Raw genomic sequence first — 19921 nt, 5'->3', positions numbered from 1 at the left:
GGACCGGTTCCGCAGGGTGTGTCAGAGGGAGACCGCGATGAGCCGTTGGTCGGTGGCCGCGATGGCGTCGAGGTACCGGATCGCTTGCTCGAGGTAGGTCACCCGGTCGTCGAAGGCATCGCTGGCCGGGGCCAGCTGGCTTCCTTCGGCGGTGAGCAGTGCGTCACCGCAGGTGGCGGTCATCGCGCTGTGGTGCTGGTAGGCCATGGTTCCGGCCTGCAGCATCTCCAGCTGGTCGACCGGGAGCGGGGTGCCGATGTTGGCGGCGTTATGCACCCGCATCGCGGTGATGCGCGGCTGCTGCCAGAAGTCGGCGGCGGCCTGCTCGATGCTGTACTTTTCCGGCTCGGTGACGTGCCGGGTGTGGAAGTGCACCCACGGCTGGGCAGGGCGCGTGCCTTGCACGGCCTGCTGCCACAGCTGGTGGCGGATGCCCGAGCCCACACCGGCGGCGTGCCGCATACCAGCCAGGTCCAGGAAGCGGGCAGGTCCGCCCACGCACCAGACAGGCTGGTTCTTCACGGCTTTGCTGCGGCCGATCAGGCGACGCCCCTGCCACAGGTACAGGTCGGGCTTGGCCCAGAACCGCGGCTGCAGCGTGCCGGAGACACCGAAGTGCCGGTCGAGCTGGTGAGCCGTGAGCGACTCACTCGACAGCCCGTCGGGCAGGCACACGATCATCGTCGTGATGGTCGCGGTCGGCCTGGCCGGCGGCTGGTGCCCGTTACTGCTGGGCTTGGTGCCCGGCTGCGACGGCGGGTTCGGGACGCGCTGTCCGGTACGGGCGGCGGTCGAAGCAGTCATGAAAGGTCCTCCTTCACTGGGGCGCGCGGAAAGGGGCGCGCGGAAGTGACCGGCCCACGGGGTGCATGGGTCGGTTCACAGGAGATGGGTGGGGGTGGTGCAGGTTTGGTGCGGTGCGACCTTGGGTCGCCGCGCGGCGCGGGCGCCGACCGGCCTCGAAAGAGGGCGGTGGGTACGGGCACCGGTGGGTGCGGCGGTGGTTCCCGAAGGCGGGACCAGACCAGGGGTGGAGCGATATATAAGGAAGGTGTTGCCGTAAAAGGTAGCGTCCGGGTCTGTCAGCCCCAGCCGTTTGCATGATCGCCTGAGACGGCGTTGACCTGCGCTGTCAGATCGACGGCGAGTGCTGGCGCAAGCGCAGTCAGATTCCGCGTTTCCGACAGAGGGGGCCGCGGGTCACTGTTCGTCGAGGTCGTCGGGGAAGCGATGCGGGTTGGTGGCCGGGCTGTCGGGTCCGTGGTCCGACGGCAGTTCGTGCAGCCAGCGACGTGAAGGCGGATCGTGGGTCAGTGTCCAGACAGGGCCGGCGGGGTGCTCGGTGTGGATGCCGGTGGCGACCGGCATCGCCAGCCGCGCCCCGGCGAGGACTTCGAGCAGGTGTCGCTCGCGGCGGCGTCCGGGCACCCGCAGCAGCACCGGGTAGCGGGGGCCGCCGTTGATCACCAGGCGGGTGTACGCCTCCAGCTTGCGCACGACGGTCACGAGCTTTTCAGTGCCGTTGTCGTGCTCGAGGAAGAAGCCGATCTGCCGGCCGCCGGCCTCCCAGACGCCGTGCCCGTCCGGGCGGATTCCCGGGCCGTCGCTGTTCGCGCTGGGAACGGCTCCGTACACGGCGGTGGCGTGTTGTTCGGACCACCAGCGGGCTAGCCGGGCGTTCGGATCGGTGCGGGTGTAGGCGTGCAGGTCGACGAAGAGCTGGTTGGTGCCGATTAGGTGGCCGAGTTTGCGGCTGCCGATGATCCGCTCGGTGCGCTCCACGTTGGAGCGCGGATCGCGAGCGTCGGGGCGCAGCGGGTCGTTGAACTGCGTCGGGTAGGGCACAGCGCCGAGCGGGCCGAGGGTGTACAGGTACTGCTGGCTGCCGGTGGTGAGGTCGGCGAATCGGGTCACGGCCTGCATCGAGGTCAGCGCGGCCAAGCGCAGCCGGGCGGTACGCAGCGACGGGAACAGGGCTGTGGCGATCTGGCTGGTGGTCAGCACGTAGTGCTCGGCGAGCCATGACAGCAGCCGATGATCACGGGCGGTGAGACGCCGTAGCAGATCCAGACGTTGCAGACGGCCGGACGAGGGCTGACGGGACGAGGACGAGGAGGAGGACGACTTGCGGGGCTGAGGCTCAGGACCGGGGTTGTGATTCGCGGACATGCTGGTGCTCCTTTAGGGCGACGAGGTTGTCCCTCCGTTGGAGGGGTGTCGCAGTTGCCGAGGTGCCGGTCAGGGCCGGTGCTCGGCGGTGTGCAGGGGAAACAGCGAGCGTCCGGCGGTTCTGTCAGAGCGCCGAACGATCAGTGGTGAAGGGCGGGTGAAGCCCGTAGGGAAGGGCTGACGAAGCCCTGTCAGCTGCGCTGACAGACTTTCGCCGCCTGCCGAACAACCGAGCCGAGGTCTGTCACCGGTCCTCGGGGTTCAGCGGTCCGGCTTGTCGCCGTTCTTGCGCCGGCCTCGGCCGTTGTCCTCGGCAGGTGCCGAGAACCGGTCGACGAGTTCGTCGATCGCGCTGGTGTCCTGCGCCGGGACCCGCGCGGCCGCGGCCTGCCGGATCGCGGTCGCTTCCCCCACGACCGGCTTAGGAGGCCGCGTCTTGAACGTGAACGCCGCGGTCTGTCGGCCGGCCACCACCAGGCGCGCCACCGCGGTGTAGGCGTCCAGGTGCGCGAGGTCGTGCTCGTCGAGCTCCGGCAGGGTGTGCCGGGCCAGGACCCGGGCGTCCTCCGGCGCCACCGAGAAATAGATCTTGTTGCGGGCGTTCGCGGACGCCGCCGCCAGCAGCTCCTTCGGGAACTGGGCGAGGTCCTGGTGCGCCAAGGTGAGGGCCATCCGGTATTTGCGGGCCTCAGCCAGCATCGTGTCGAGGCTGCTGGCCAGGGTGAGGAAGTTCTGCGCCTCGTCGATGATCACGCTGCAGTCGCGGCGCCGCTCGGGCTCGACGGTGGCGCGGGCGGTGGCGGCCTGCCACACCTGCGCGAGGATCAGTGAGCCGAGCAGCTTGCTGGTGTCCTCCCCCAGCTGCCCTTTCGGGATGCGGACGAGCAGGGCGCCGCCGTCGAGGATCTTGCCCATGTCGAAGCTGGACTTCGGGTAGCGCATCGTGCGTTTGACGAAGTCCCGCAGCAGGAACGCCCGCAGCCGGGCCAGGACCGGGCCGATGACCTGCGAGCGCAGCGCCGGGTTGAGGGTGTCGTACCACTGCCAGAACCCGGACAGGCCGGCCGGATCGTCGAGGCCGACGGTCATCGCCGAGCGGAACTGCGCCGAGTTGAGCAGGGGCGGGATGTGCTGGAGCGTCACGTTCGTATGCCGCAACAAGGTGAGACAGCTGACCCGCATGACGTCGTCCATCCGCGGCCCCCAGGCCTTGGCGAAGATGTTGCCGAAGATCGACACCAGGTTGTCGACGACGAGGTCCGGGTCGTCGCCTTCGAGCGGGTTGATCGTGGGCGGGTTCTCCTGGTCCGGGTCGAAGATCACCACCCGGTCGGCCACGCTCGCGGGGAGACGGTCGAGGATGTCCAGGACCAGGTCGCCGTGCGGGTCGATGACCACGGTGCCCCGGCCGGCGAGGATGTCGTCGACGGCCATGTTGACCAGCAGCGTCGTCTTGCCGGAGCCGGTTGAGCCGACCACGTGCGTCTGGTAGCGGGCATCGGATACTGCGAGCGCGACTGGGTGGCCGCCGACCTCGGCGTCGCCGAGGATCTTCATGCCACGCCCGCCGGACGGGATCGCGACAGGGGCCGGCATCGACTTGGCGCGGGCCCGGTCCAGGCCGGGAACCGCCAGGTCCTGTGGTAGTGCGGCCAGCACCGCGAGCTCGGGCGTGGAGGCGAGGAAGCCGGCGCCGAGGCGCCGGGCCGCGGCGACGGCGACCGGTTGCCGCATCCGGGTGCGGTGGGCGAGCCGGTTGCGGGCGGCGAAGACGGCGTACGCGGAGGCGATCGTGTCGGCGATCCCGCGTAGCCGGTTCTGCGCGTGGTTGCCGCCGCGGGCGGTGTCCTTGGCGACGACGTACCGGATTCCGATTGTCCACAGGCTGTGGACGGTCTTGTCGAGGATCGCGCGGACGTCGCGTTCGATGCCCGGGTCACGGCGGGTCGCCGTGGTGGTGCTGCGGCCGGTCGGAGCGCTGCCGGGCAGGAACACGTCCAGGATCCACAGCAGCGGTGCCGCCGGATTGAACACCGGCAGGGCGGTCTTGCCGTCGCGTAGCCGTCCGGCGGCCCGCCGGGCCCGTGCCGCCCGCCGTGGCGCGGCGGGCCGGGCCAGGATCTGCACGCAGGCGTACTCGTCGTTCTTGAGCTGGGAGCCGGCCGACATCAGCGCCCGCAGGGGGTCGGCGTCGTGATCGGTCTGCAGGGGCAGCCACTCGGCCGCCTGTGGCAGCAAATGGCCGCCGGTGCCCATGCGCGCGTCGAGCGGGATCGGTGGCCGGGCTTGGCCGGTGGTGCAGGCGGAGCCCGGCCAGGCGGCACGGATCGCGGCCTCGACCGCGCCCTGCGGGACGGTGCCGGGCACCCACACGCTGATGATCAGCTGCCGGCCGGTCCAGGTGTACTGCCAGACCAGGTGCGGGCTGCCGTACAGCAGCCGCCGGCGCCGCGACGGGGTGAGGGTGCCGTGCAGGTTCGCCCACACCGCGGTCGCGTTGTGCGCATCGACCTCCGGCGGCGGCGCCACTGTCACGAGGCGGGCACCTTCGGCGTGCCGCTGGTGCCGCCATCCGGCGATCAGGTTGCGGGCGGCGACCCAGGCGACGAGCAGGCCGGCGGCGACGGCGAGCAGCCACGGCCGCTGGGCGGCCCAGTCCATCGCGTGCAGGAGCCACTGCGCGGGTGTGCTGGGGGCGGAAAGGAATCCGGCGCCCGGTCCTGACGGACCGGGCGCCGGAGAAGGCGACAGAAGGACGGTGGGTGGCGACGCTGTCATAGGTCGGTCTCCTCGTCGTCGAGGCTGGCGAGATCGGACGGCTTGGTCGTCGCGAGGGTGTGCTCGGCGCGCGAGGAGATCGCCTCGAATCCGGTCCGGTTCGCCCCGGAGATCAACAGGCCGTGCCCGACCCGGGCGGACAGCAGCATGCGCCGCTCACCGGCCGTGAGGCCGAACGCGTCGGCGACCTGGCCGATCGCCTGTGGCGCCTGCTTGAGCAGGACCTGGGTGGCGGCGTTGGCCACTACCGCCTGGCCGAGGTCGGTGCCGAGCACGTCGGCGACGTCCTGGGTGACCACGCTGAGGCCGGCGTTGCGTTTGCGGCCCGCCTTGCTCATGCGGAACAGGAACTTCGCGCCCTCGCCGTCGCGCATGAGCAGCCACGCCTCGTCGACCACCACGAGACGGCGCACCCCCAGCCCCGCCCGGCCGGGGGCGTCGACGCTGCGCCAGATCGCGTCCAGTGCCAGGAGGGTGCCGACGGTGCGCAGCTCGTCGGGCAGCTGCCGCAGCGACCAGACCACCAGGTGCCCGTCCGGGCGGGTGGTGGTCGGCGCGTCGAACAGGCCGGCGAAGGAGCCGTGGACCCAGGGGGCGAGCCGGGCTGCCAGCTGCGCGGCGGCCGGATCCGTGTCTGCTTCCAGCACGGTGGAAAGGTCGCGTAGCAGTGGGGCGGGCCGGCGGTGGGTGGCTGGGTCGGCGGTGATCCCGGCCTGCCGGTATACCGCGAGGATGGCGCGGTCCAGGGCGGCGCGTTCGGCCGGTGGCGGCGTCTCGGCCAGTAGGACCGCGATCAGGGTGTGCAGGAACAGTCCGCGGCGGGTGAGCACGTCGGGGCGGGTGTCACCGACCGGCAGGTCGAAGGGGTTGATCTTCACGCCGGGGCTGCCGAGCCGCACGATGGTGCCGCCGACCGCGTCGGCGAGGCGTAGGTACTCGTCCTCCGGGTCGACGACCGCGACACGTACCTGCTGGTACAGCTGGCGCAGGACGTCGAGCTTGACGAAGTAGGACTTCCCTGCGCCGGAGCGGGCCAGGACGATCGAGTTGTAATTCTCCTGCGCCCACCGGTCCCACCAGACGATGCCTTGCGAATCCGGGTTGATGCCGTAGAGAACGCCGCCGGTCTCGGCGGGGTCGCCGGGCAGCGGTGCCGGCAGATCCGCCGACGCGAGGGGAAACGCGGCGGCGAGGGCCTGGGTGTCCATGGTGCGGCGCATCTGCAGCGAATCCGTGGCCAGGGGCAGGGTGGTGGTCCAGCCGGGCAGGTGCCGCCACGTCGCCGGCTGCACCTCGATCAGCGTGGACGCGGCGGCGGCTTTCACCTGTGCGCACGCTTCGAGCAGTTCGGGCTCGGTGCGCGCGTGCACGGTCAGGTACAGGCCGACGCGGAACAGCTTCGCCGCGCCGCGGGCCAGGCGTTCGGCGAGGTCGGCGGCGTCCTCGGCGGCGGCCTCCACGTACGGGTCGGACAGCTTGCCCTTCACCGCGTCGGCCCGCCTCGATGACTCGAACCGGGCGCGCTGGGTGCGTAGCCGGGCCGCGGCGGTCGGGGCGGGGATCGGGTCGATGTGCAGGGCCAGGTCGAGCCGGCCCGGCCAGGACAACAGGGGTTCGAGCCACGCCGGTCCGACCTCGGCCGGGTATCCGGTGACCACCAGGGTGGCGGCGTAGCCGTCCCCGATCCGCAGGCAGCGCGGGGTGACCTCGACCGAGGCCGGGGCGGTCGTGGTGGCCAGCGCTGAAGAGGCGCCGGTGCGCGGCGTGTCCTGGCGGGTGGTGCGGGTACGTGTCTTCACAGTCGTCTCCTGGAGGGGGCCTGGCTGGGGCCGGTGATGACGGTGTCCGGTGCCGCGAGGCCACCGGGGCGCGGCGGCCGGTACGGGTCCGCCGCCGCGGCCAGGGCCGCGGTCGCGGCGTGTCCGTCGAGGACGCGGGTCGTGACCCCGAGGCCGGACAGCGCGCGGACGGTGCCGTCCGCACGGCGGCGGGCGGCGTGCTCGCCGCGCTCCCCGGTGCTGGTGCGGGCGACGATGAGGACCTGCCTGCGCAGCGGATCCCTGCGTTCGGCGAGATCGTCGAGGAACTTCGCGTGGTCGGCGGCGGCCTCCGCCAGCGCCGGGTGCGGCAGCTGCTCGGCGGCTGCCGCCAGGGTGCGGGCGTGTGAGTGCAGGTCGACCGGCTGCGCGGACACGACGATCTGCGTCGGCGTCGACAGCGAGTTGAGCCACCGGCCGAAGGCGTCGATCAGCGCGGTCTGCTCGTCGCTGGTGCGCAGCGCCAGGTTCACGGTGGTCGCCGCGACCATCGCCGCCGTGCCGCCGCCGAGGCTGATCTCACCGTCGTCGCTGATCGCGTCCGCGGGAAGTTTCAGCGGCGCGGGCAGCATCACCCGCGCCGCCGGCGCCTCGACCCAGTCCGGGATCTTCGCGGTGGTGTCGGTGGTCGACAGCGCCCGCGGCGTCCGAGAGTGGCGGACGGCGGCGAGCAGCCACACGTCCAGGCTCAGCCCGTCGCGGCGGCCGCCCGCGATCCCGAAGACCAGGCCGCCGCCGATGACGGCGGCGCCGAGCAGCACCGGCACCGGCACCCGGTCCTGCAATCCCCGCCAGGCGCCGTAGAAGATGACGGCGGCGACCGCGAGGATCGCCAGCTGCCGAAACGTCAGCCCATAGGCGACTTTGTCCGGGGCGTCCACGTCAGCGGGCATCCGAGCCCTGCCGTCGGTGTCGCGGCGTTCGGTCATCGGGCACCTCCGACGCCCGGCAGCAGCCGGGTCAGCTGCTGCACTGCCACGACCCGGATCACCATGGCAAGGAAGTTGGTGCTGCGGCCTCCGTCGGTGGCGAAACGGCGGACCAGGCCGGGAACCTTTACACAGGTCCACAGCAGAACCATCACGACGAACAGGTTCAAGATGCTGCCGGGCTCGACCGGCAGGCCGAGCGCCGGCAGCATGGCGTCCGGGTCGATCAACATCCACTGCGCGGCGAACAGCACGAACCCTTGCAGGATCGGGATCGCGAGGACGCCGGCGAGCGAGCGCCACCACAGCCGGGCGACCGGGTCGGTCTGCGGCAACGCGTGGCAGGCCAACGCGATCGGTGCGGCGGCGGCGAGCACCAACGCGATCGCGAACCTGACGATCGAGGAGCAGCAGGTGACGGCCAGCAGGAACAGGATGATCGCCACGCAGACCAGGAACAGGATTCCGCCGGTCTCGCCGGAGTTGTCGATGTGGTCGCGCATCGCCTGGACCGTGCCGGCGTGGTCCAGGTCCTGTTCGGTCAGCGCCGCGGTCAGCGCGTTGGCCAGGTCGATCATCTGGCCGGCGATCAGCTGCGAGAAGTGCGCGGCGGTGAAGCCGACCACGCTGCGTGGCAGCAGGTCCTTGACGGTGTAGCGGGAGCGTTCGTCGCCGCCGGAGGCCATCGTCAGGACGCCGATGGCCAGGAACACCAGCACGAAGACCGTGTCGACGATCCAGACGGCGCGGCCGGTCAGTGCCTGCACCTGCGGCAGCGCGGTCACGTTCGGGGTTACCAAGAAGATCTTGGTCATCAGGGCGAACAGTCCGTCGAGGGCGTCGACCAGCAGGCCGGCGAACCAGTCCAGGACGCCGTCGAGCATCCATCCCATGATCAGCCCCCGACGATGCCCTTGACGACCTGCAACAGGATCGGGGCGAGCACGGCCAGGCCGTAGCCGACCAGGGCGTTACGCAGGGCGCCCTTGGCCTTGTCGACCTGGGCCGGGTCACCGCCGGCGGTCGCCCAGTACACCCCGGCCAGGACGAGGAAGAGGGTCGCCACGGCGGCGAGGATCCCCATGACCCACGCCTGCAGGTTCGCGACGACCTGCGGCAGAGTGTTCGCCGCCAGAATCATGGCGCCGCCGGGATCGGCGTGCGCGGCGGACGGGGCGAACACGATCAGCGTGACCGTGGTGACGGACGCGGCGGCGAGCCGGATGTGGCGCCGCGGAAAGGAACGGTGGGTGTTCTGGGCACGCGGACGTGCCCGCTCGATGCGGGACATGGCGGGGTTCACCTCCCGCCGCGCACCGCGCTCGAAGGCGCGGTGCGCGGCGATGCTCGAAACAGCGGATGGGAACCGCCGCCGGGCAGCGCAGGACGCAAGGCGATGTCGACGCGTGTCCGCAGGGTTGCCTCGGGAGGAGCTCGTCCTCCCATTCGGGTTCGGCATTCGATGTGGTGTCAGCGCATCAAAGGGCGCGGCACCCGAGGCACCCTGGCTCGCGTCAGCCCTGTCCCAGGCTCGGCGGCGAGCGGAAACCGCGTCTTCGGCGCCAGCTCTCCCGGCGTCTTCGCGGTTCCGCACACCCACACCGGGGTTTGTCGGCTATGGCGAACACTCACCGGTCTGACACCGGTCCGACAGCACCGGACCGGGTCTGACAGTGCAGGTGTCTCGTCTCAGCGAATCTGTCTGCGTCCCATTGGGTCTGTCCTCGCTGTCAGAGAAATCAGCAACGCCGCGATCCGGATCCGATGAGACAACCGCGCCCATCCGTCTCGCTCGGCCAGCCCTCCGCTGGGCAGGTGGACCGCTACCGTCCGCCGGGGCCTGCTCGATCCCTGCAGCGCACCCGGCTCGCCGAGACGGGCGTCTCGCTGTATCTGGACGCCGACCTACCCGACCCCGCCGGCACCAGCCCGACGCCACCGCACACCTGGAGGCTCGGCCATGAGCGTGCGCAGCGTCAGCGCGACTCGGGGCGGCACCACGGGCACAACGCCGACGTCGCCGCAGTGCAGTTACACAGTATGTGATCAACTCAGTACGCTAAGCTTCGCGCCCATCGATGGCAGTGGACGAGAAGTGCCGAGGTTAACCATGTGGACATGGATGAAGGGCAATACCGCGGCGGCCACCGCTCTAGGTGTCATTCTCACCGCCCTGACAGGCGTCATCGGCGTCTTGGCGCTGGGGCGCGATATCGCCGACTGCACGCTCAATGGTTGCGGCGAAAACAAGCGGCCTCCAACGGCTGCGGTCGCCACTCCGCCACCCACGTCGAACGGCCCGGCGATATCCGAGACGTCGTCCGCTCCGACCACAGCGCCGTCATCGCCGGATGCGCCTGAGCCTCCCGAGGGCGAGAACGTCGACGACCCGCCCCCCGGAACAGGCGAGACGCCGCCGGGCAACGAGTCGCCCTACCTGGCCGACCTGGAAGCTGTCACCTCGAACAGTTTCAAGAAAGGCCCGGTCGGCCTGGCCGACAAGACCTTGTTGCACTCGCTCACGCGCAACATCAACAACTGCACGACCGACGGGACCGCTTCCTACGCTCTCGGTGGACGCTACGCGAAGATGACCGGGCAATTCGGGTTGAGCGACCGCACGCCGAGGGCGGACGCCCGGATCGCGCTGGAGATCCAAGGCGACGGCAAGGCGCTCAAGTCGTTCGAGTTCACCCTGAACGACGGTGCCGTTCCGGCGACCATCGACGTGCAGGACGTGAGCCGGCTGGAACTCCACTGGACGTATGTGAATCCTCAGCTGTGCGTCAGTGCACGTCCCGTCGCCCAGCTCGTCATCGGCGATGCGAAGCTGGCTGCGAAGTGACCTTCATCGGCGAAACCATGAGGCGCCGATGCGGCTCCATCGAATCCACCTTCGCAACGGTTCGGCTCCGCACGAAGGTCACGAAGGGTGCCGGCAGCGCGGGCCGCCGCCTTGGCGATGGTCTTCAAGCTGGTGGAGTCCGCCCAGCAGCAGTGGCGGGCCGTGAACGCACCCCACACCTCGTTGCCCTGGTCCGCGTCGGGGCCCGCCTCGCGTGAGGCGTCCTGGTCGAGCGACCCGCAGCCCGGGCGGCATGAACACCACCGACTGACGCCGGAGGAAAACCGGTGGCAGACCCGGCCCGCCAATGGTCAAGATCGCGGCATGTCCACCTTCCTGGCGACCGACCGGCTCATCCTGCGCGCGTTCACAGCGGCCGACACCGACTAATCTGCTCGCCCTGGACGACGACCCCGAGGTCATGCGCTTCATCAACGGTGGCCAACCCACCAGCCGCGAGGCGATCGAGACGCGGACCCTCCCGCGACTGTTGCACGACTACCCGTGCTGGCAGACCCGCGGTTACTGGGCCGCGCAGGAGAAGACCACCGGCACCGTCCTGGGGTAGTTCGAGTTCCGCCCGTTGCAGGAGCACAGCCCCGCCGTGGTCGAACTCGGTTACCGGCTGAACCAGGCGACATGGGGGCGCGGTTACGCCACCGACGGCTCCCGGGCCCTGATCCAAAGGGTTCACGGACCTGAAGGTCGAGCGGGTCACGGCGAACACCATGGCCGTCAACACCCGTTCCCGTCGCGTCATGGAGAAGTCGGGCCTGTCCCTCGTCTGGACCTTCACCGGAGACTGGCCGGAAGCGATCGAGGGTTCCGAACACGGCGAAGTCGAGTACGAACTCACCCGGGCTGAGTGGGAAAGACTCGGTAGACATCAACGACCCAAATCCACAACTCTTGACAATTTCTCGCGTGTCGGCAGGGGACTAGGTCTGCCGGCTCGTGGCGCCGGGCCGGTCGGCGCAGTCGCATCCGTCGTCAGTCGCGACGGCCGCCGGGGACGGGGTTGCCGTGCGGACCGGACTCAACGGCAGCGGCGGGCTGGCCTGTCAGCGCGAATCTGGGGGCCACCACGACAGCGGGCCCGACACGAGGTGTCGGGCCCGCGAGAGGGACGGCGTTTCGCTCAGGCGACAAGCAACTGCGTCGTCGCCGCGGGAATCCGGCGACCGACCCGGATCCGCTGACGCTGCTGTGCCTTGCGCGCCCATTCCTCACGCAGCTGAGGCGAGGTCGCCTCGGTGAGGGAGCCGTCGCTGACCGCCTCGGCGATGCGAGCGTCGAGGCGCTCGATCCGGCGGCGCAGCGTGTCCACTTCCAGGCCCAAACGGGCGGCGATCGGTTCGATCGCCCGACGCCCCAGGCGAAGGTCGATGTAGGGCTGCTCATCGTCGGCGTCGACGATGCCCAGCTGCACCGCGCGCCGCACCAACAGATCCGGATGGCCCCAGGGCCGTTTCGGCGTGCGGGGCCCGGTCACATGCTCGAGGAGCTCCTCGGGCAGCGGAATGGCTTCGACACCGTCGCGCTGGCGCAACTCGTACCCGGCACGCCACGCCGCTTTGCACAGTGCCGCGTACGGGGCCGGCCGGACGAGGTCGACCCGGTCACGCAACGCGGTCAGATACCCGGTGAGGATCTCCGCGTCCAGGTCGTAGCTGTCGTGCGCCCAACCCCGGGCGAGCTGGCCGGCGTAACGGCGCAGCGCAGGTAGGGCGAGGGCGGTCGCGGCGATCACCCAGGCCGGGCCGTCGAGGCGGGCACGCCGGATCAATTCCCGCCACACCGCGTCCCGGGCTTCGTACGAGCGCGGGTGTTCGAGCAGCCAGCGGTCCAACGCGAGAAGAGTGATCCGGTCCTCGGACAGGTCTGTGCCCTCACGTATCGCGTCCAGGTCCAGCATCAGTGGCTGCGGCCCGGTGGTCAGGGCGGTGAACGCGGCGTCGAGGGCGTCCAGCGGCGAGTCGGGCCAAACGGTGGCGGTCATCCACGAACTCCCATGATCAATGGCGGCGAAGTCAGCGACGACGATCCCCTTGCCCGGGAGCGCCGCGCTCTGGTGTGCCGTCGATTGGGCCACGACCGTCCGACAGGGCCCCGACAGCGCAGGTCACCGACCATCCGTGGACGGATTCCGATGTTTCCGACAGCGGGGATGCGATAGACCAGGACAGGCTGACATCGTGCCGACACATCGCCGCTGGCCTGGGCCGTCATGGACACGATGGTCGGTGAACGCCCCTTCGCCGAGCCGTCGCGCCCAGTTCTGACAACGGTCGCGCAGGCGTCACAGACCGACGAACGGCGTCTCACAGCGGTCCGACGCCGACCCAACACGCCGCTGCGAGTGGTGGTGAGCGTGAAGCACGCCGAGCACGGCGTTTGCTGGGGCCTGGCGTCGGCAAGCACAGCCAGGCATACAGTCGCCGCTGCCTGTGCGCGTTATCCCCCACGCGACCAAACCGGCGACGAACCTCCGTACACCACTGCGTTGATCGAACGAACTGACCAGCGTGAACAAGCGGCAGAACACGGCGAGTGGGGCGTGAAGCCCGAAATAATCCTGCGAAGAAGGCGCCGCAGGCCTGTGACTCAGTCGTCGGGGTCGGGGCCTTCCGAGCCAATGGTCAGCTTGTTGCGGTTCCCTCGCATCAGGTGATTGATGCCGACGAAGACGTTGTCTCTGTCGGGAAGCTCACCGGGCGGAACGGTCGGCTGCGGCAGGCTCTCCCGCCGGTCGACGATCTCCGAGTCGTCACCAACCATCATCGATCCGATGCCGGAGTATGCCGACGTCCCCTGCGCTCCTGGCACTCCGGCAACCGGTTCCGTGGCAAGCCGTCCGGATTGGTCTACGGGAGGGCGCCGGCCGTCGCCGCGCGCGTACGCGTGCACCCCGAGACCGAAGGCCAGGATGGATACCAGGAAGCTGCCGACGCTGGCGTAGCCGTCGGCCGCACCGAGCGGCTGGACGATCAGGACGGCGAGGGCGGCGACCGCCAGCACCACACCGACGGCCATCGGCGGTACCCACTTACTCATGCGCTTGTCCCTTCCTCGGACCACGGGTTACCAGCCGCCAGGGCCCGCTATGTCGGTGCGCATCGACGGTGCGGCGGCAGGGTTCGGCGGATACACCAAGCCGAGACGCGGCGACGCGGGAGACACCCGGACCGGCGTGACGGGCGATACCGGTGTGGGAACCTCGGCGACCCGCAGGCCTGCGATCGCTGTCTCCAAGGTGGCGACGTTCCACCCGGGGCGCTGCAGTTTCAAGGACTGGTGCAATTCGTTGTCGACACCGACCATGACCACCGCGGCGCTGGTGACCGCCGTGGTACCGAACAGGTGCCCGATCATCGTGTCCGGGCGGCCGGGGGCGGCGGCCTCGATCAGGGCGAGATCATCCGTGCGGCCAGCCAGATTCAGCGTCTGTGTCAGGAACCGCGCGGTGTGCGGGCCCGGCGCGGGCTCCTGCAGGGCCGTGACGAACGCCGTCACATAGTCACGGTGCTCGGCGAGCAGTCCCGTGATGGGGATCTGCGATCTGTCCAGAACGAAGCTGTCGTTGATGGTCATCCGGTTGTGGTCACCCACCTGCACTCCCTTGCAGGACACCACCCTGAGGTGCTCGGGGCGGTTGATCTGCTGGTGCAGCGAGGATGGTTCGGCTCCCGCGGGTCCGAGGAACTCGGCGAGGGCCTTCTGGAAGTCCCTGATCGCTGCGCCGCTCGGGGCTTTCCCGGCCGCGTCGTGCAGCAACCGGTTCAATGCCCGCATGAGCGGACCCGAGGTGAAGTCGCTCAGCGAGATCTCCAGGCGCCTGATCCGGTAGCGCTCCTTGAGGTCGACGCGGTTGTCGTCGCCGCTGACCACGGCGGTCGCATCGCGAACGGCGAGGCGGTGTTCGCGCCAGGCCAGGCCAGCGGAGCGCCGGCCGCGGGGGTCGATGTGGGCGCCGGTGTGGGCCGTGACGTCGAGGACGACGGGCAGGATCGGCCTGCTCGGCGCCGCCGTGCGCGGCCGCGCACGGCCTGCCGGCGCCGCGAAGGCGTCGGGGGCCGGGGCCATCCGAGCCGGCACGGCGGCGAAGTCGGCGTCTGCTCGGGTCACCGAGGACGCGGTGGGCCTTGCGACGGGACGTGTGGAGAGGCTGTCGAATGCGATCGAATCCGCCGCCGGACTCCTCCTGGTCGGGACACGCGGCACCGCCGAACCACCTAGTGCGGTCGTATTCGCCGCAAGGCGTCGCAGGGGCTCGGCAGGCGGCTGCGTGGCCATCGGCGTCACCGGCGCCGGCGCCGGTCGCAGGGTGGCCGTGCTGCCCCAGACGGGACGTGCGGCCGGAGATGGTTGCGCGCGGCGGCGGAACCACAAGTGCAGGCACCACAGCATCAGCACCACGCCGAGCGCGATGACCACCGGCAGCCAGTAGGAACGGCCTCCGGTGATCAGCAGCCAGCCCGTTGCGGCGAGCGAGACGACGACGCCTGCGTACGGTCGGGCGCGGGCCGGCCGCCGCGCACCCTCGTCCGGGAACGACAACAGCAGATGCCAGGCCAGACCGGTCAGCAGAAACACCCGCAAGACCGCCCCGCCGGTGAACGCCGCCGGCAACGCCAGCACCAGCAGGAGAAAGGTAAGCGGCCGGCCTAGCCGGGCGCGCCACGACCGCGCGAGCACGACGACCGTCCACACCGTCACGGCGACGAGGATCAAGAACCCCTCCGACATGGACCAAGAGTAGCCATGCACACACCGAACGTAACCTCTCGTCGTGTCGGACTTGGGCTCGCGGCTGTCAGCTGGAGCGCGGCGGCTGACAGGTCGGGCAGGACAGATGGCAGCGGTTCTCATCAGGTCTTGATCGCGGCGTTGCTGTCTGACAGTGAGGACAGTCCCATGGGACGCGGTCAGATTTACTGAGCCCGGACAACAGACACCGGTCCGGTGTCGGAGTTCTGTTGGACCGCTGACAGAACGGTGAGTGTTCGTCACAGCGCACAAACGGCGTTGTGAGGGTGTCAGCGCATCACGGCGCGGCGCGGAGCCGACCACTTCATGAGCGAGCACACGCCGCAGCACCACACCGAGAAGTCCGAGTCCATCGAACAGCCCGCGATCGGCGCGGCGCAGACCGATCTGGTCGCCGGTGACCCGCCGGTCCCGATCACCGTCTGGCGCACCGCCCGGACCGAGGCCGACGCCGGTCGCTCCATCGGCGCCCGCCTCGCCAGCCGGCTGATCGCCGCCTACTCCCGCCCCGGTGAGATCGTCGTCGACCTTACCGACGGGCACGCCCTCACCCATGCCTGCACGATCGGTGGCCGCGAGCACAGGGTGGCATGGTTCACCGACGCCGCCAGCATGATCATCGGCCCGGTCAGTCCGGCATCGATCGACGATGACCCCTCGCTCGAGGTCGCCGACGGCGAGCACGACGACGAGGTGGATCCGCCGGAGGTGTCCGTCTGGTTCGGTGACGACCTCACCGACCCGGCGCTGCACCCGACCGGCACCCCGGTCGACGTGCCCGCCGACGGGTCGCTGTACGGCGTCACCAGCCTGGTGGTCGCCGGATGGCCGCTCGACGCGACCGGCGAGGCCGCCAACCGGGTCCGCCTCGCCTGGCTGCTTGCCGCCTGCGCGCAGCTGCTGCGCCCCGGCGGCTGCCTCATCCTCGTCGTCACCGTCCCGGCCGGCGCTGCGCCGGCGCCGGCGGACTTCACCTCGGTGGTGCAGGCTGCGGCCGGGGTCCGGCTCGGCTACCTGCAGCACATCGTCGCGGTCGCCGCCGACACCGACGGCGACGCGTTCGTCTACCACCTGGCCACCGACGAGGAGCTGCTGGCCCTGACCGGCGCCACCGACGGCTGGCAGGCAGCGCATCTGCGCGTGCACGCCGACCTGCTGGTGTTCAGCCAGATCCCGCAGCCGGGATCCGCCCGCGGCCGGCGTGGCGGCACGGGGCGGCAGGGTGGTGGCCGCCGTGGCTGAGCCGCGAGAGACCACCTCCGGAACGCAGAGCCCCGCGCAGAATGAGCGCGGCGGGCGACACCGCACGTATGACGGCCGGCACCGCACCACTGAGTCGGACGGCCTGAGCGTGTGGGCGACCGCCCAGTCGACCGGGCCGGTGCAGCGCAAGGGCCGGTACGTGGCCGAGTCGGTTAAGCACCCCGCCCGGATGCTGCCGGCGATCGCCGCGCACGCCATCGCCCACTACACCCAGCCCGGAGACCTGGTCCTGGACCCGATGTGCGGGATCGGCACCACCCTGGTCGAGGCCGTGCACGCTGGCCGCGACGCGTTCGGCGTGGAGTACGAGTCCCGCTGGTCCGATATCGCCGACGCCAACATCAAGCACGCCCACACCCAGGGGGCGACCGGCCGGGCCGGGGTCATCCGCGGCGACGCCACCCAGATCCTGTCGCTGGTTCCGGCCGCCCTGACCGGGCAGGTCGCCCTCGTGGTGACCTCGCCGCCGTACGGGCCGACCGTGCACGGCCTGGTCCAGCCCGGCGACGACGGCGTCCAGAAATCCGACAACACCTACAACGACGGCACCGACCGCGGCAACCTCGCCTACCGCGACCTGACCGGCCTGGCCGACGGGTTCGCGCAGATCCTCGCCGGCTGCGCAACGCTGCTGCGACCCGGCGGGTTCGTGGCCGTGACCGCCCGGCCGTGGCGCAAGAACGGCCAGCTCGTCGACCTGCCGTCCGCCGTGATCGGCGCCGGCATGCGGGCCGGGCTCACTCCGGTGGACCGGTGCGTCGCCCTGCTCGCCGCAGTCCGCGACGGCGGCCTGGTGGCGCGGCCCAGCTTCTTCCAGCTGCAGGCGGTCCGCAAGGCCCGCACTGCGGGCACGCCGATGCACCTGATCGCCCACGAGGACGTCCTCGTGTTCCAAAAGTCCGAGACGCCCGATGGCGGGGTGGTGGTGTGACTGCACCTGCCGCCCGAATTCTTTCGCTCGGCGCCGGCGTCCAGAGTTCGGCGCTGCTGCTCCTGGCGGTCCAGGGCAACATCCCGCCGTTCGACGCGGCGGTCTTCGCCGATACCGGGTGGGAGCCGGCCGTGGTCTATTCGCATCTGCGTCGACTGCAGCCCGTGGCTGCACCGGCCGGCATTCCGATCGTTCGGGTGTCGGTCGGCAACATCCGCGACGACGCCCTCGATCCGGTGCACCGGTTCGCGTCCATGCCCCTGTTCACTCTCGGCCCGAACGGCGAGAAGGGCATGGCGCGACGTCAATGCACCAGCGAGTACAAGATCCGACCCATCAAGCGGGAGGTTCGCCGAAGGCTCGGCTACCCGCATCCGATCCGGGTTCCGGACGGGGTGCACGCGGAGGTGGCGATCGGTATCTCCCTCGACGAGTTGATGCGGGCGCGGGACTCCGACGTGCGGTACATGCGACACGTCTTCCCGCTGCTGGACCTGAGATGGCGGCGCGACGACTGCATCGCCTACCTCGCCGAACACGGGCTCGGTGACACACCCAAGTCGAGCTGTATCGGATGCCCATTCCACGACGACGGATTCTGGGCCGACCTCAAGGCCCGCAGTCCCGCCGAGTTCGCCGACGCCGTCGACTTCGACACAGCGATCCGGCACGGGTCGGCGCGCGCCAACGCCGACGGCCACCCGCTACGCGGCCGGTACTACCTGCACGCCCAGCGAGTGCCCCTCGACCAGGTGGTCCTGCGTCCCCGCCGCCGCAGCACCCCCGACGACACGCCGGGGTGCGGGCCGTTCACCTGCCCCCACCCCAGCGAGGCCATCGACCCGGAGCCGGCGGCCGGGCTGGGGGTGGCGTGAACAGTGCCGATCTGGCTGACCGCTCCACCCGATCCGGCGCACCGGTGCGTATCGGGTCGTTGTGTACCGGGTTCGGTGGACTCGACCTGGCCATCGAACTGGTGCTCGGCGGCCAGCTCGCCTGGTACGCCGAGACCGAACGGCATGCCTGCACCGTCCTGGCCCACCACTGGCCCGACGTCGCGAACCTCGGCGACATCCGCACCGTCGACTGGAGCACCGTCGCCCCGGTCGACATCATCACCGCCGGATTTCCCTGCCAGGACATCTCCAACGCCGGGAAACGCGCCGGCATCACCGGCGTCCACAGCAGCGTGTGGACAGCCGTCGCCACAGCCGTTCGCGCGCTTCGACCGGCGTTCGTCTTCGTGGAGAACGTGGCCGCGCTCCTGCGCCGCGGGCTCGACGTCGTCCACGCCGACCTGGCCACGCTCGGGTACGACACGAGCTGGGTATGCCTACGCGCATCCGACATCGGCGCAGCCCATCGACGCGACCGCGTGTTCCTGCTGGCCGTCCGGGCCGATCTCCTCACCGCAGACGCCCACCCTGCCGACGCCGTGCGCCCGTGACGGCAAGGGCCCGGGTCTGCCCCGCAGTCTGCCGGACCTCATCGAGCCCGGCGGTAGTCGGCACGCTCTGCTGCCGACCCCCACAGCGGCCAGTGCCGATTCGAACCGGCCACTATCGCCGGGGGCTGCCCGCAGGCCCAGCCTGCCGCAGTTGGTCCGCGAGCAGCTCTCGGCCGGGAGGTTGCTGCCCACCCCGACGGTGGCAGACTCCCGCTCCTCGGCGAATGCCACCGCCCGGCGGACCAAACCCACGGTCGAGCATGTCGGTCGTACTCTGACCGACGCCGCCCGGTTGCTGCCCACGCCGCGGGTCAGTGACACCGGCACTCCCGGCCGGCGAGCCGGGAAGGGGTTCCGTCCGCCGCTGTCGCAGGTGCTGCTGCCCACCCCACGCGCCACCGACGGCGCCAAGGGCTGCCCTGGACAACGGGGTTCGTACGGCGATCTCACGCTGCCGTCGGCGGCGGTCCGAGTACGCACGTTGCCGACGCCGCGTGCCTCGGACGGGCACGGGCCCTGGCGGCACGGCACCGGCGGTGTCGACCTCACCACGGCGGTCGCCGACCTCGGGATGATCGACCAGCAGCGCTGGGGCGGTTACGCCGAGGCGGTCGCCCGCTGGGAGGTGCTGCTCGGCCGGCCGGTTCCGGAGCCGACTCAGCCCGGCCGGCACGGCAAACCGGTGCTGGCTCCCCCGTTCGTCGAGTGGCTCATGGGCCTCAGAAGGGGCTACGTCACCGATCTGGGGCTTCCGCGTACCGCCGCGTTGCGGGTGCTCGGCAACGGGGTCGTCCATCAACAAGCGGCAGCCGCGTTGCGGCTGTTGCTGTGCCCCGACCGGTGGGTGCGCCGATGACCGTCACCCGGTCCAGCCCTTGGCATTTCCTGACCTGCCCGCGCAGGGCCCGCGTCTCTCGGATCTTGGCGCGCGCCGCGCTTCCCGTGCCGACGGCCCTCCCGCACGGGCCGGCGGCT

18 protein-coding genes and 1 pseudogene are annotated in these 19921 nt (G+C 70.6%); 9 read left to right on the top strand and 10 right to left on the bottom strand.

What is annotated here, in order from left to right:
* Positions 1 to 21: 21 nt before the first annotated feature.
* The 7 genes from ACIBSW_RS24845 to ACIBSW_RS24815 all read right to left on the bottom strand — a co-directional run bounded on the left by ACIBSW_RS24845 (position 22) and on the right by ACIBSW_RS24815 (position 8984).
* Positions 22 to 681 carry a hypothetical protein gene (locus ACIBSW_RS24845; RefSeq protein ID WP_354719017.1) on the bottom strand — a complete coding sequence of 220 codons (660 nt, stop codon included), beginning with the start codon at positions 679 to 681 and terminating at the stop codon, positions 22 to 24.
* 519 nt (positions 682 to 1200) lie between these two features.
* A complete protein-coding gene (locus tag ACIBSW_RS24840; protein ID WP_354719015.1) occupies positions 1201 to 2169 on the bottom strand; it encodes a replication-relaxation family protein in 969 nt (322 codons plus the stop codon).
* A gap of 261 nt (positions 2170 to 2430) precedes the next feature.
* On the bottom strand, positions 2431 to 4947 hold the full coding sequence (locus tag ACIBSW_RS24835; RefSeq protein ID WP_354719014.1) for a type VI secretion protein: 2517 nt from the start codon (positions 4945 to 4947) through the stop codon (positions 2431 to 2433).
* Entirely contained in the window at positions 4944 to 6746 is a 1803-nt protein-coding gene (locus tag ACIBSW_RS24830; protein ID WP_354719012.1) for an ATP-binding protein, read from the bottom strand. Before ACIBSW_RS24830 ends, ACIBSW_RS24835 begins: the two co-directional genes overlap by 4 nt.
* Positions 6743 to 7657, bottom strand: a complete 915-nt coding sequence (locus ACIBSW_RS24825; protein WP_354719160.1) for a PrgI family protein — start codon at positions 7655 to 7657, stop codon at positions 6743 to 6745. The genes ACIBSW_RS24830 and ACIBSW_RS24825 overlap by 4 nt, the downstream gene beginning before the upstream one ends.
* Positions 7658 to 7689: 32 nt before the next feature.
* Positions 7690 to 8586: a hypothetical protein gene (locus ACIBSW_RS24820; RefSeq protein ID WP_354719010.1), complete on the bottom strand. Its 897-nt coding sequence runs from the start codon at positions 8584 to 8586 to the stop codon at positions 7690 to 7692.
* Between the two features lie 2 nt (positions 8587 to 8588).
* Positions 8589 to 8984 (bottom strand): pilin, encoded by a 396-nt coding sequence (locus ACIBSW_RS24815; RefSeq protein WP_354719008.1) that lies wholly within the window; start codon positions 8982 to 8984, stop codon positions 8589 to 8591.
* An 831-nt stretch (positions 8985 to 9815) separates the two neighbouring features.
* On the opposite strand from ACIBSW_RS24815, the gene ACIBSW_RS24810 reads away from it, so the two are divergent.
* From ACIBSW_RS24810 to ACIBSW_RS24795, 4 genes and pseudogenes are all read left to right on the top strand, one after another.
* Positions 9816 to 10538 (top strand): NPCBM/NEW2 domain-containing protein, encoded by a 723-nt coding sequence (locus tag ACIBSW_RS24810; RefSeq protein ID WP_354719006.1) that lies wholly within the window; start codon positions 9816 to 9818, stop codon positions 10536 to 10538.
* 23 nt (positions 10539 to 10561) lie between these two features.
* Positions 10562 to 10756: pseudogene (locus tag ACIBSW_RS24805) on the top strand (IS256 family transposase); the annotation flags it as partial.
* A gap of 203 nt (positions 10757 to 10959) precedes the next feature.
* Positions 10960 to 11106, top strand: coding sequence for a hypothetical protein (locus ACIBSW_RS24800; RefSeq protein WP_354719004.1), 147 nt, complete (start codon positions 10960 to 10962; stop codon positions 11104 to 11106).
* Between the two features lie 36 nt (positions 11107 to 11142).
* Positions 11143 to 11403 (top strand): hypothetical protein, encoded by a 261-nt coding sequence (locus ACIBSW_RS24795; RefSeq protein ID WP_354719003.1) that lies wholly within the window; start codon positions 11143 to 11145, stop codon positions 11401 to 11403.
* A gap of 273 nt (positions 11404 to 11676) precedes the next feature.
* Here ACIBSW_RS24795 and ACIBSW_RS24790 read toward each other — a convergent pair whose 3' ends face one another.
* The 3 genes from ACIBSW_RS24790 to ACIBSW_RS24780 form a co-directional block, all read right to left on the bottom strand.
* A complete protein-coding gene (locus ACIBSW_RS24790) occupies positions 11677 to 12537 on the bottom strand; it encodes a hypothetical protein (protein ID WP_354719001.1) in 861 nt (286 codons plus the stop codon).
* Between the two features lie 605 nt (positions 12538 to 13142).
* Entirely contained in the window at positions 13143 to 13571 is a 429-nt protein-coding gene (locus ACIBSW_RS24785) for a hypothetical protein (RefSeq protein WP_354718999.1), read from the bottom strand.
* A gap of 48 nt (positions 13572 to 13619) precedes the next feature.
* Positions 13620 to 15284 (bottom strand): RIP homotypic interaction motif-containing protein, encoded by a 1665-nt coding sequence (locus tag ACIBSW_RS24780; RefSeq protein WP_354718997.1) that lies wholly within the window; start codon positions 15282 to 15284, stop codon positions 13620 to 13622.
* Positions 15285 to 15611: 327 nt separating this feature from the next.
* Here ACIBSW_RS24780 and ACIBSW_RS24775 point away from each other — a divergent pair, with 327 nt between their 5' ends.
* The 5 genes from ACIBSW_RS24775 (at position 15612) to ACIBSW_RS24755 (ending at position 19802) form a co-directional block, all read left to right on the top strand.
* On the top strand, positions 15612 to 16547 hold the full coding sequence (locus tag ACIBSW_RS24775; protein WP_354718995.1) for a hypothetical protein: 936 nt from the start codon (positions 15612 to 15614) through the stop codon (positions 16545 to 16547).
* The gene (locus tag ACIBSW_RS24770) at positions 16531 to 17499 is read left to right on the top strand and encodes a DNA methyltransferase (protein ID WP_404799452.1); all 969 of its coding nucleotides are present in this window, start codon (positions 16531 to 16533) and stop codon (positions 17497 to 17499) included. Before ACIBSW_RS24775 ends, ACIBSW_RS24770 begins: the two co-directional genes overlap by 17 nt.
* Positions 17496 to 18374 carry a hypothetical protein gene (locus ACIBSW_RS24765; protein ID WP_354718991.1) on the top strand — a complete coding sequence of 293 codons (879 nt, stop codon included), beginning with the start codon at positions 17496 to 17498 and terminating at the stop codon, positions 18372 to 18374. The genes ACIBSW_RS24770 and ACIBSW_RS24765 overlap by 4 nt, the downstream gene beginning before the upstream one ends.
* Positions 18371 to 18946: a DNA (cytosine-5-)-methyltransferase gene (locus ACIBSW_RS24760; RefSeq protein ID WP_354718989.1), complete on the top strand. Its 576-nt coding sequence runs from the start codon at positions 18371 to 18373 to the stop codon at positions 18944 to 18946. The genes ACIBSW_RS24765 and ACIBSW_RS24760 overlap by 4 nt, the downstream gene beginning before the upstream one ends.
* Before the next feature lie 151 nt (positions 18947 to 19097).
* Positions 19098 to 19802 carry a hypothetical protein gene (locus tag ACIBSW_RS24755; protein ID WP_354718987.1) on the top strand — a complete coding sequence of 235 codons (705 nt, stop codon included), beginning with the start codon at positions 19098 to 19100 and terminating at the stop codon, positions 19800 to 19802.
* Positions 19803 to 19921 lie beyond the last annotated feature (119 nt).

The organism is Actinoplanes sp. NPDC049668, from assembly GCF_044465445.1.
In the GTDB taxonomy this organism is placed as follows: domain Bacteria; phylum Actinomycetota; class Actinomycetes; order Mycobacteriales; family Micromonosporaceae; genus Actinoplanes.
Note: the sequence above shows the minus strand (reverse complement) of the source record. Positions and strands in the feature narration are given on the sequence as shown.